This is a genomic window from Chitinophaga sp. HK235 (assembly GCF_018255755.1).
Taxonomy (GTDB): domain Bacteria; phylum Bacteroidota; class Bacteroidia; order Chitinophagales; family Chitinophagaceae; genus Chitinophaga.
In genome coordinates this window covers 1,862,210-1,875,921 of sequence record NZ_CP073766.1, presented here as the reverse complement: position 1 = coordinate 1,875,921, position 13,712 = coordinate 1,862,210, and the positions used below count along the sequence as shown (strand labels likewise).

3 protein-coding genes are annotated in these 13,712 nt (G+C 44.4%); all 3 read left to right on the top strand.

The annotated features are described in order from the left end of the window. The first annotated feature begins 15 nt into the window (after positions 1-15). The 3 genes from KD145_RS05910 to KD145_RS05900 are packed head-to-tail and all read left to right on the top strand — an operon-like array spanning position 16 to position 13,703. The gene (locus tag KD145_RS05910; protein WP_212004983.1) at positions 16-5,457 is read left to right on the top strand and encodes a condensation domain-containing protein; all 5,442 of its coding nucleotides are present in this window, start codon (positions 16-18) and stop codon (positions 5,455-5,457) included. Continuing rightward, positions 5,454-7,136, top strand: coding sequence for a PhpK family radical SAM P-methyltransferase (locus tag KD145_RS05905; protein ID WP_212004982.1), 1,683 nt, complete (start codon positions 5,454-5,456; stop codon positions 7,134-7,136). Before KD145_RS05910 ends, KD145_RS05905 begins: the two co-directional genes overlap by 4 nt. 6 nt (positions 7,137-7,142) lie before the next feature. Continuing rightward, complete coding sequence (locus KD145_RS05900) at positions 7,143-13,703, top strand: non-ribosomal peptide synthetase (RefSeq protein WP_212004981.1); 6,561 nt, start codon at positions 7,143-7,145, stop codon at positions 13,701-13,703. The last annotated feature ends 9 nt before the right edge of the window (positions 13,704-13,712 follow it).

The window sequence follows — 13,712 nt, the reverse complement described above, 5'->3', positions numbered from 1 at the left end:
TTCTTACGTGTAATCATGAATAGAGATATCGCAATAATAGGAATGGGCGGACGATTCCCGGATGCCGGCAACTTGTCGGAGTTCTATCACCACCTGTGTGCAGGGAGTGATCTGGTCCGTGAACTTTCAACGGTACGAATTGCAGACACTTCACTGTCCCGGTCGAAGAGATACCAGGTAACTGGTTATATGGAAAATATCGACAGGTTTGATCACAAATTCTTCGGCATTTCCATGCACGAAGCGACGTACATGGACCCGCACCAGCGGCTGATGATGGAAGTCGCCTATGAGACCATCAGTAATGCCGGCTTTAATCCGGACGACCTGAGTGGGAAACGTATATCTGTATACATGGGAGATACGAATCAGCAATATTATAAGCTTGCTACAGCATTCGATCCAACCCTTCTGACTGGCTGCTTCAATGCTGCTACCGCGGGTCGGGTAGCCCGCTTTTTCAATTTTACAGGGAACGCGATCATGATAGACGGTGCCTGTGCTTCATCATTGCTGGCTGTTTATATGGCTTGCAACGATATCCTGGCTGGAGAGTCTGAAATGTCACTGGTAGGTGGAGCTAATATTATTCTATTCCCCAATGAAGAAAGTGATAAGCAGGAAGATGTCGGACTGCTTTCTGCCGATGGCAAATGCAAGGCTTTTGCAGCAGGAGTAGACGGAATTGGTAATGGCGAAGCCGTAGCGGCGATACTGTTAAAGCCGCTGGACAAGGCTATCGCTGACAAGGACCACATATATGCCGTTATAAAAGGCGCAGCGGTTAATCAGGATGCGCAACGTTCAAGCTCTTTAACCGCCCCAAGCAGCCTGGCCCAGGCGGAACTTATCTTATCTGCATGGAAGAAAGCTGGTATACATCCTGAAACTATCGGTTATATCGAAGCACATGGAACAGGCACTTCACTGGGTGACCCTATTGAGGTGGAAGCAATATCCAATGCTTTTGCAGTATATACCCAACGGAAAAATACCTGCGCTATTTCTTCCGTTAAAACAAACATCGGGCATACAGACGCCGCAGCGGGAATAGTAGGACTCATAAAAGCGGCGCTTGCCATTCATTCAAAACAGCTATTCCCTTCCATACACTTCAATGCTCCAAATCAGTTTATAGACTTTCCTGCTTCTGCCGTTTACGTGAACACGAAGCTGCGATATTGGGATACTTCCGATAATAACCCAAGACGTGCCGGTGTCAGCGCTTTTGGTTTTATCGGGACTAACTGCCATGTGGTCCTGGAAGAGTTCATTCCTGTGGATACACAGCAGAAAATAGCATCCCCAATGATCGTACCTGTCTCGTCCATGACGGCTAAAGGGGTGAACAGAAATTTACAGTCAATTCTGCAGCAGTTGCTCGCAGCATCTGAGCCCGACCTCGGTAATGTCGCCTATACACTAGGGCATGGGAGAAAACATTTCCCCTACAGAACGGCCATCATCGCACATCATACTGATGATTTGCTATCGCAGATAGAAATACTCCAGGAAAAACAGTTTTATGAACCGGAAGGAGAACCGGAGCATTGGTTTGTTTTTTCAGATGATTACGAAATAGATACCACAACCATTGATTTATATGCCAGTGTTTATCCAATATTTGAAGAGCAGCTGGAGAAATGCAGGGAAATTATTGGGCATGAATCTCAAAGCCCCGTGATAAACAGGTTTCTTTTTCAATACTGTCTTTATAAAGTGATGGACAGGGCGGGAATTGCTTCCAGGAAAATTATGGGTTATGGGACAGGTAAAGTTGTGACAGAATTAATTTCCGGTAAGATCGACCTGGGAAAAGCCTTTGAAATACTTACGGGTCCTTTACCGGAAAAATCTGATCTGCAGGCATCTCTAAGGAAATTTGTTGAAACAAAATTTCATACAAATACGGTGGTGGTTGAATTAGGTCCGGAAGGATGTATCACCAGGATACTCAGGGAGCTCTGTGCCAAAGAAGTACACCCAAGGATACAGACACTCGATAGTCCCTGCAGTATTACATCTTTTTTGGCGTTGGTGCGTCACTGTTACCTTACTGGTATTACGCCTGACTGGTCAGCTTTTTATCCGTCGAACGTCAGAAAAATCCCCATTCACGGATACAGCTTTGATCCCATTCGCTGCTGGCTGGAAAACCAGGACAGCAGGCACTTGCATAATAATCTGTATGAACTTCACTGGAAAGCTGCGGAAGAAAGAACAATACATATCCGTAAGCCCGATGGCGTTGTGCTCATCTTTAATGATGGGGAAGGAATTGGAAATGCATTGGCTGCAATTTTTAAGGCGGAAAACCGTAGCTATATTCTAATCGATAATGGAGCATGTTTTTCGGTGGATGGTGAAGACCATGTCTTCATCAGCATGAATGAGCAGGATGATTACCGGAAACTGTTACAGGAAGTGGAATCAAGGAAACTTAAGGTGCTAGCGGTCTATCATCTCGGCGCCTGTGCTGCCATCGGACAACGGACTACTGAAGGCCTGCTGGAAATGGGATTGTATGCGCAGTTTTTCTTTGTTAATGCATTTTCAGATATCCTTCATAAAAACAGTGTTCAATTCATCTCCGTCACTGTAAATGGCCGGTGTATATTGCCAGGAGATCAGAACCTGGTAGTACCTGAATATGCGGCCATACATGGTTTTACGATATATCTTCCTCAGGAATATCCGCTTTGTAATGTAAGAACGGTAGACCTTCACAGGGATGATCTCGTGAACCTTCATGCTGTGGCTATTGACCTGGTAGAAGAAATTTCTATAGAAGACCCTTATCAGGTAACTGGTTGGCGTAATCGTCAAAGATATACACCATTGGTAAAACAGGGAGAAATTGCGCCCGGACGGGAAGATGCACCGGTGTTTATCAGAAAAGATGAACTGTATTGGGTGACCGGGGGAAATAGTGGCGTTGGTCTGGAGGTGGTATGTTGGTTAGGAAGAAAATTTCCGCTGAACATTTTAGTTACCGGCAGAAAAGATATCCCTGAAAGAGAGCACTGGCAGGCAATAGCCGAAGACAGGTCGTCTGTTTATCATGAAGTGATAACAAAATGGCTGGAGCTGGAAAAAGCAGGCTCCCGTATTCTTTACCTGACTGCTGATCTTTCCTCGGAAACAGCGGTGAACACAGCGGTTGACAAAGCCCGTACATTCTTTGGTAAAAATCCTTCGGGTGTTTTTCATGCGGCGGGACTCCCCGGCACCATGCGAATCAGGCACCATAGCCTGGAAACATTCAGGGAAACACTGTATCCAAAAGTGCACGGCACCAATCATATTCTGAAGGCTGTTGGTGCCCAACTGGAATTCATGTTCCTGTTTTCCTCGGATAACGCACTGCTACCAGCGGCCCGGATGTCAAACTATGGTGCTGCCAACATCTATATGGATGCACTGGCGAATAAATTGAATAATGAAACATTTCGTGTTGTATCGGTGAATTGGCCATCCTGGAGAGAAACCGGTATGTGGAGCCGTTTTTATTCGAACAACCGGCCATCTGCCTCCGAACTGGCACAGTCTATCCTCACCACCGACGGATTATATCTGCTGGAACTGGCAATAAAGGGTAATAGGCCAAACTATATTGTATCCAATGTAAGCCCCGCATCCATTGGTACCAACCCTTATTTTCTTATTGAAGAAAAACTACAGGCGCCACCGATCGCAACAACGGAGATAAATATAAATGAAGAACCGGCTGTTGAAGTAATACCTGCCATCATAAATGCTGAATGGACAGCCATACAGAATGTTGTGGCGGCTGTCTGGAAAAATATCCTCAAACTGGAGCACCTGCAACTGGATACGAATTTTCTGAAAGCAGGTGGGCATTCGCTACTGGGGCTCCGGATGCTGAACAGACTGGAGAAAATTACAGGCGTAGAACTTGAATTCAAAGACCTGATAAAATATCCTACTATCAGCGAATTTGCAGGGTTTCTGGAAGACAGGAAAAACAACAGAACGACCCGTAACACCACTCACATACCTGCTGCTCCTCCGCAGGAATATTATGCCATGTCTGCCGCACAGCAGAGACTGTGGATTGTATGCCAGCTTGAACAGAATGCCATCGCCTATAATATGCCGGCAACATTTATGCTTAATGGAGCACTTGATACGGGCATATTGCAATCGGCTTTCCTGCATATTATTGAACGTCATGAATCTTTACGCACGGCATTCGTATTGAATGAAGATATCCCGGTACAGAAAATTCTGTCACCCGGCGAGGTTGGTTTTCAGCTGGGAATCCAGGATTGGCGGGATCGTCCGGATAAAGAAAAATTGCTGGATGAATGGATCGGGCAGTTGGTGGAAACACCCTTTGATCTTACATCCGGTGGCCTGATAAGGGCAAGTGTTGCCCAGCTGCATCATGATAGTTTTGCCATCTGTTACGTCATGCATCATATCATTACTGATGGCTGGTCGATGGGACTTTTCATCCAGGAACTCCTGCATCTTTATACCGCTGCTTCCAAAGGTGAAATGCATACACTTCCATCCATTAACGTACAGTATAAGGATTTTTCAGTCTGGCAGAACAGACATTTTGAGGGGGAATCAGTACAGCAGCAGCGAAGATATTGGCTCGAACAGTTTAAGGTGCCCGTAATGCCGCTACAGCTGCCGCTTGATAAACAACGTGGAAATATACAGCGGTTTTCCGGTGATAGTTATTGTTTTGAAGTAGGAGAGGAGCTTACAGAAAAATTAAGAAAGTTGTCAGCTACCAGTGGAACAACGCTGTTCAACGTATTACTCAGTGCCTATTTTATACTCATGTCAAAACTGTCGGGTCAGGACGATATCGTTATTGGGACTGTTACCTCTGGCAGAGTTCATGAAGAGCTGGAAAACGGAATAGGTATGTTTGTGAATACACTCGCGATACGTAATGGGCCCTCCCGGATTAAAAATGTTCATGATTTTATCCGGGAAGTTACCGCATCTATGGCGGCTGCACTCGAGAACCAGGAATATCAGTTTGATAAACTCGTTGCCGAACTCGGCGTCCAGCGTGACGCAAGAAATCCCCTTTTCGATGTGCTTTTTGAGATGTACAATTTTGATGAGGAAATAGCAGAACCTACCGGCTTTACCATTAGCCCCTACCAGCGTAAACACCGCTCTGTCGTTTTTGATCTTATTCTGACTGTTGAAGAAATAAATGGTAAACTCTGTTTTGATTTTCAGTATAACAATGAACTGTTTTTTGAACAGACTGTAATACGTTTTTCATTGTTTTACCAGCATCTGTTAACTCAATTATTTACCAATGAAGATCTGTTGATTGAAGATATGTCGATCGTGGCGGTGGATAATGTTAAGACAGATATTTCCTATGCAAGTACTACACCTAATTCAATTGATGATACAAGCCCTTTTTTATCTGGACTCCAATTTAACTTTTCTGACATATGAATAACATGATTGACTGTTTTCTTGTAGGTCATAACGAAATGCCCTTTTCCGGTTATGAAAGTAATCTTCGCAAGATGGGTACGGATTCAGGTGCTTACCGGGATCTTAGCAAAAGTATTCTGACCATCAATAAAAAAATATTGCCTATATCTGATGTTATCAATATTGTAGGCGCTTCAACACCCGGACATACAACATTCAGGCCGTTTAACATGCTGGAAACCCATAGTAATGCTATTGGGTATCTGGGTACCTATTTGCATCGGCGTGGGTTTACATTCGACTATGTTAATTCGTTCCAGGATGAGAAAGACTATTTTGCTGATCTGCTCAAAGCTGACCGAATCCGGACTGTGGCTATCATTACAACATTGTATGTTTCTGTATTTCCTATCATGGAGATCATGGAATTTGTCAGGAAATATAGTAATAAGGTGAAAGTGATTGTTGGTGGTCCGTTCATATCTACTCAAATCAGAACACAGGACAGCACTTTCGTAAATTATCTGTTCAAAAGTATAGGCGCAGATTTTTATGTGAACAGTTCACAGGGAGAGCTAACGCTTGTGAATATATTAAATACACTCCGCGAAAACAGTTCACCCGCAAATCTGAACAATACCTATTATAAAAGTGGAGGTGAATATCTGTCTACATCAGAGAAGAAAGAAGATAATAAACTGGTGGATAATACCGTTAACTGGGACCTTTTTTCACATCGGATTCATGAACATGTAGCTGTTCGGACTGCGATCTCATGTCCTTATAAATGTTCCTTCTGTGGCTTTCCTGCACATGCTGGTGACTACCAGACAACAGACGTTGCACCAATTATAGAAGAGCTGAAGTTGCTCGCAAAAATACCATCATTGAAAAGCGTACACTTTGTGGACGATACTTTCAATATTCCCAAAGAACGTTTTAAAACACTGTTAAAGGAAAAGATCCGCCACGGATTCGACTTCAAGTGGCATTCCTACTATCGATGCCAGTTTGCAGACGATGAAACGATGAAGTTGATGAAGGAAAGTGGTTGCGAAGGGGTGTTTCTCGGTATCGAATCAGGCAGTAACCGTATCCTGAAAAATATGGACAAGGCTGCTACAGCTGAACACTATAGAAGAGGAATCGAGCTGCTGAAGAAATATGACATTGCTACTTTCGGTTCCTTTATTATCGGTTTCCCGGGAGAGACAGAGGAGACAGTCAGAGAAACGGTTGATTTTATTGAGGAAACTGAGATGGACTTTTATCGTACCCAGCAATGGTATTTTGAACCCATCACGCCCATCTGGAAACAAAAAGACAAATACAAAATAAAAGGTGAAAGTTTTGAATGGAGCCACGAAACAATGGATGCCAAAACAGCCTGTGATATCGTAGATCAGAATTTTCTGTCCATTAAAAACTCGCTTTGGTTACCACAATACAACTTTGATTTTGATAACCTTTTACATCTTCTCCACAGGGGAAAGACATTACCGCAGCTAAAACAGTTTATAGCAGCATTCAATGAAGGGGTGCGTGATAAGCTGATTAATCCGCAAAAAGAGGAAGCAGATGTGAGTGTATTGAAAAAAATGAAAGAAGCCTGGGCAGGAGAAACTGAAGTGCAGGAAGCGGTACCTATGTCCGACATGAATGCAGATGCCCAGTTAAATGAAATGTTCAAATTCTGATACCCCATGATGACAAATACCTTTGATAAAGAAATGCTGTTATTTTCCAATAAATTTCTGAACCAGAAAGAATATTGGTTAAAAAAGCTTGCTGCTGTTGAACAACCCGTACGCATTTCCATTTATGGAAATAACCTGCTGTCAGCAACCTCCACAGAAGAACTGGAATGGGATATCTCCGAAAGCCTTCAGGAGAAGATAATAAAACTCTCAAACAATGCTGACCTGACATGTTACATCGTGATGGTCGCCAGTTGGAAAATCCTGCTGTCGAGGTTTCTCGGGCAGCCACATATCACGGTATCATCACCGGTCAACAGACTGAAGGCCAGTGAGGAAACTTTTAACAGGAACCTGCTCCTTTTTGATGATCTTTCCGTACCAGCCACATTCCGGGAATTGCTGATGGTATGCGGTAAAACCGTCATCGAAGCATATGATAACCAGGATTACCCACTGAAAAATATACTGGATAGTCTTGCTTCGCCTCATTTAAGTCCGGCAACAAACATTACCATCTCCATGGATAATATCCATGATATTGCTCTTTCCGATGAGCCGGGTAATGAAATACAGATAATTCTCTCTAAACAGGCCGATAAACTGAAATTCAGACTGGTATTTTGTCCGGAGGCCTATCCTGAATATATGTGCAGGCAGCTACTTCGTTGCTGGGAAAACGTTTCGGCACAACTGCTGGCGGATGTGAATCAGCCATTTAAAACCATCCGGCTGCTGCCAGCCGAAGATCAGCAGCAACTGATTCATCAGTTTGAGGGACGAAAGACAATATTTCCGGCAGACAGACTTATTCCCCATTATCTCGAACATCATGCTGCCAGCATCCCACAAAATAGGGCCGTATCATGTAATGGGGTTATGCTGAGCTATACCGAACTGAACGAAGAGGTAAACAAAATCGCAGCTTTTCTTAAGCCATTGCTGGAAGATAGATCAGCTCCTGTAGGACTGATGTTGCCGCGTTCCATTGAAATGATGCAGGTGATTCTTGCTTTGTGGAAATGTGGTGTTTCATACATCCCGCTGGATACTACGTATCCGCATACACGTATCGTTGATATACTTTCTGACGCTGGAAGCCGGGTGCTTATTACCCGGTCGGACTTTATGATCGAACCATTTGACCTGTCCGGGGGAACGGTCATTTGTATGGATAAAGTGGCGGACACGCTGGAAAACATGTTTGCAGAAAACCCGCAGATCGGTGCTGCAACAGAGGACCTTGCCTATATCATTTATACCTCCGGCTCTACCGGGAAGCCCAAAGGAGTAATGGTGGAGCATGCCGGAATGATGAACCACATGTTCGCCAAGATAAATGATCTGGCATTGACATCAGAAAGTATTGTAGCGCAGAATGCTTCTCATACTTTCGATATTTCTGTCTGGCAGTTCTTTGTTTCGATTGTGACTGGCGGATGTACGGTGATTTATCCAACAGAAACCAATCTGGATATCAATGAATTTGTTAACCAGGTAGTCGAAGATCGGATCTCCATTCTTGAAGTTGTTCCATCCTATCTTTCGCTGATATGTGATACCCAGGAACAACGAATGGTTGAATTTCCTCATCTGACCTACTTGCTGGCAACAGGAGAGGCATTTCCTCATAAGCTTGCCAGCCGATGGTTTGCCAGCAATCCCGGAGTGCCTGTTGTTAACGCATACGGGCCTACGGAAGCATCAGATGATATTACACATTGTCTCCTGATAGCTCCTCCGGAAGATCAGGTTATCCCCATTGGCCGGCCTGTTCAGAATATGTCTATATATGTGGTAGATGAGTATATGAATATTTGCCCCGTTGGTGTGAAAGGAGAAATTCTTGTGGCTGGAATAGGTGTGTGCAGAGGATACATCAATAACCCTGAAAAAACAGCCGAAGTATTTCTGCAGGACCCTTTTTCCAAAACAACGCGGAGAATGTATCGGACGGGAGATCTGGGCTCATATCGTAATGACGGACAACTGGACTTTTGGGGTAGAAAGGATTTTCAGCTGAAGATAAGAGGATACCGGATCGAACCGGGTGAAATAGAAAATGCACTGCTGAAAATATCAGTTGTTAAAGAAGCCGTAGTTATTGATCACACAACCATACAGGGACATAAATACCTCTGTGGGTATATTACAGTCTCTGATACTGCAGATACGGATGTAGATCAGATTCAGACGGAACTCTCTTTGTATCTGCCGGAGTACATGCTGCCAACCAACATACATGTGCTATCCAAATTTCCATTGACAACAAATGGAAAGATTGATAGAAAGGCGCTGGCGGAACTGGAATTCCAGTCAGAAGGCGCCGAACTTCCGCAAACACGGGAAGAAGAGGTACTACTGAATATCTGGAAAGAAGCACTATCGCTTGAGAGGCTGGGGGTTACGGACAACTTCTTCCGACTCGGAGGACATTCGGTTGCAGCGATCCAGGTAATGAGTAGAATAAAAAAACACTTCAAGGCAGACCTGGTATTACTGGATATATTCGAAAACCCGACTATCAGGAACCTGGCTGGTGTTATCCGGCAGAAAGAAGGCTCGCTCCTGCGTACTGACGAAACCGGAGATATTCCGGTAAAGGCCCTTAAGGAGTATTATGAAATTTCTCCGGTACAGTATCCCGAATGGTATATGCTGCGGTTAAATCCGAAAAGCACATTTTACAATGTGGGAATGGTACTTGAGATGAAAGGAGCTGTTAATACGTCCCATTTATTACAGGCGCTGAATATACTGATTAACAGACATGAAATTTTCCGTGCCGCATTTCTCGAAATAATCGGAAAGCCGCATGTTTCAATCCTGGATGAACTGAATATCTCCATGGATGACTTCCTGATTGATATCTCCGGCTCCGGCAACTGGAAATCTTCGCTGGAGAAAATCCTTGGTGAAGTATACAAAAAACCACTTGACCTGTCCAAAGCCCCGGTTGCTACGTTTAAGCTGATCCGGATAGAAAAGGAGCAGCATATATTTGTCTTTGAGATCAATCATATCATCTGGGATCAGCTTTCTACATTCATATTTTTCAGAGAGCTTCAACAGTTATATAATCAATTGCAAAATGGATCTCAACCGGAACTGCAACCACTGGCTGTAAATTATTTTGACTGGTCAGAGTGGATGCATGCGCGATTGAGCGATGGAAGCCTGGATCATCATAAGGTATACTGGTTGCAGAAGTTTGAAGTACTCCCACTTCCACTTGAACTTCCGCTGGATTTCCCACGCTCCGTCAAACAGACATTCAATGGCCGGACAATATACCAGCTCATTGATGATGATACAAGAAAAGAATTAACCCGGTTTCATGAAGCTAATAATACTACCCTCCAGATTTTATTGCTTTCTGTACTGAAGCTGATGCTGTTCAGAATAACGGGTCAGAATGACATCGTGGTCGGTACACCGATATTTAACAGGGAGCATGCATCACTTGAATCCATAGTCGGACTATTTGCCTCTGCGATACCGATCCGAAGCCGGGTAGATGACAGTGCTACCTTTCAGCAGTTGCTCGATCAGGTAAGGGAAGTGTCACTGGAAGCATATGATCATCATTCGTATCCTTTCAACAAGGTACTGGAACTGTTGAAACATACCGGTGATTTCTCCAAATCAAGATTCATATCTGTCTTTTTCGGCGTTCAGCATGATGAGACCTCTTTTGAAAAACTGGCTTATCAGTTTGACGGGGTGGAGGTAAAGATGTACGAGCCGGAAAATGTGCAACTGTTTGAAGAAGATACCTCCGTGTTTGACTTCACTATGCAGCTGGACCATACCGCTGATTACATGAAATTGTCCATCCGTTACAACACGGATCTTTTCCTGGAAGAAACAGCCAATAATTTTCTGAGATGGTATTTGACACTGCTGAAACAGGTATTGAAGACACCATCCGGATACCTGAAATCTTTTCTGCTGGAGGAAACGCCAGTAGTGGCCATGGGAGAGAACCTTACATTGCCGGACGTGTCACTGACAGATCTGATTACTGATAACATGGCACGCCACAGAACGCGGTGCGCATTAGTACAGGGAACAACCGAATATTCGTTTGAAGATATACAGCATTTCTCAGGAAAAGTGGCCAGCTACCTGCAGCGCAAAAGAATAGGAAAAGGTGACAAGGTAGGTGTTTTATTACAGCCGTCTTTTGAAATGATTGGTGTTGTTATGGGTATCATGAAAGCAGGGGCTACTTTGATTCCACTCAGTAAGGAATATCCCGCCAACCGCATTAATGTGATAATGGAGACTGTAGAACTGGCAGATGTTTTTTACGATGAAAACATACTCTCAGCAGAAGTGCTGGCGCTGTTATCCGATAAATACAGTAATTCCTCTCAGAAATGGCCGGAACTGGCGGGCATGAATCCCGAGTTTGATACTGTATCATGGAATGATAATGATGTTGTTTATATCATATTCACTTCAGGTAGTACTGGCATTCCCAAAGCCATTGAGGTAAGGCATCAAGGACTTCTTAATATTATGCTATCTACCCAGCAGCAGTATAAGCTAACAAATGAGGATAGTGTATTATTCCATACATCTCTTGTTTTTGATGCAGTAATGCTGGAAATATTCCTGCCATTGCTTTCCGGTGCCCGTATCATTGTATTGGATACCGGAAGCCGGAATATCCAGCTGCTGGGAGAATGCATTAACAGGAATCGCGTTACCTTTATACAGTTTGTTCCACTGCTCCTGGATGAATTTGTTACAGCTGCAGCTACCGGCATTTTTGAATACCCGGCCTCACTCAGGTATGTGGTTTGTGGCGGCGCTATACTGACCACGGCTCTGCGCGACAGATTTTTTAACGTATTCAGGTGCGGACTGTTTAATCATTACGGCCCAACTGAAATAACCATCGATGCTGCCAGTTACAACTGCTCCCAAAGGACCTCATCTGATATTATGCCTGTAGGAAGGCCGGTTGCAAATACAGCCATTTATATCGTCGACCGCCATATGAACATTTGTGCTCCAAACATTGCCGGCGAGGTAATGATCTCCTCGTTGGGTCTGGCCAAAGGTTACTATGGAAATACGATACAGACTGATAGTGCCTTCATCTCAAATCCATTTGGGGATGGATTGGGAGACCGGTTGTATCGCACCGGTGACAAAGGAGTTCTATTATCAGATGGAAACCTGGTAATACTGGGCAGAATGGATAACCAGGTAAAACTGAATGGTAACAGAATAGAACTGGATGAAGTAGAAACGGCATTGCTGAAAATACCTGGCGTACATAATGCCGCTGCAATAGTAACCGCCTCGGGGAATGCCGGCGAAATGCTGACCACCGCAATACAGCTCGATGACGCCTGCACAGTCCTTTCAGCAAGAAAAGACAATGCATTGTATATGTATACCCTGGCTCAGCGACCGGAATTAAAGAAATATGCGGATGCACTTCATACTGGTGCCTGGCCGGAATATTTTAAAGGAGCAACTGTTATTAAAAATTGCTGGCATAAACTTTATCAGCTATTTCCTGAGCTTCAACTGGTAATTACGGATGAACAAGGCACCATTGCCGGTGTCGGAAATGCAGTACCCATTCGCTGGAATGGGTTGATTGCCGACCTGCCCTGTGGTTGGGATGATGCCCTTGAAAAAGGTGTCATGTATGATGGTACGGGAGAAAAACCGGATACACTGGTAATCCTTGCAGGCGTTTCTTCCAAATCATTCTCCTGGGCCGGAGGCGTGAGCCGGCACATTATCGACGGATTCAAAAAGCTGGCCTCCAGGGAAGGCTTCAAACACCTGCTCGTGGCTTTACGCCCAATTGATAAGCTGAACAAACAGGAGGTGCCGATTGAGACCTATGCGTCCCTGCGGGATATACAGGGAAGGAGCGAAGATAAGTGGATCCGGCTACACGAATCCATTGGCGGGACAATTATTGCTACCTCTGAAAAGTCCCAGCATGTGGATGGCTCACTGGTACAATGGGAAGGATGGACCGGAGTCGTATTTGAAAACGATGGCAGCTACTTCCTCAAAGATACCCTCCAGGCTGTACAGGTTGATCTGACCTGCGACAGGGCTACCTATTATGACCCCTGTGTATGGATCGACCATTCAAGCAGTCTTACTGCCCCTGACCTGCCTAATCTAACCCCATTGAATGTACGAAGAAGACTGCAACAGCTGCTGCCTTCCTACATGATTCCCGCAAGAATCGTAATGGTGGATAAAATACCCATGCTGGAATCAGGTAAGAATAATAAAACTGAACTATTGTCAGTCCTGCCTTCCGGCAACGAGGAAATGGAAACGGACCTCACATCAGGGCAGGAAAAGGTCCTTCGGATTTTCCTGCAGGTATTGGAAACAGACAAGCTGAGCCCAAATGCCAACTTCTTTGAGGCGGGTGGACATTCTATCAGGGCCATCCGATTGATGGGATTGCTGCTGAAAGAGTTTGGTACAGAACTGACGCTGGAAGACATTTTTCTGAATCCGTCGGTGATGGAGCTTGACCAATGTATCAGCAGGAAAAAAAATTCATCTAAATAATTACGCCTA

What these genes read in the sequence shown, in the direction of transcription:
- KD145_RS05910 (WP_212004983.1), top strand. Translation starts at nt 16, where the DNA reads ATGAATAGAGATATCGCAATAATAGGAATGGGCGGACGATTCCCGGAT.
- KD145_RS05905 (WP_212004982.1), top strand. Translation starts at nt 5,454, where the DNA reads ATGAATAACATGATTGACTGTTTTCTTGTAGGTCATAACGAAATGCCC.
- KD145_RS05900 (WP_212004981.1), top strand. Translation starts at nt 7,143, where the DNA reads ATGATGACAAATACCTTTGATAAAGAAATGCTGTTATTTTCCAATAAA.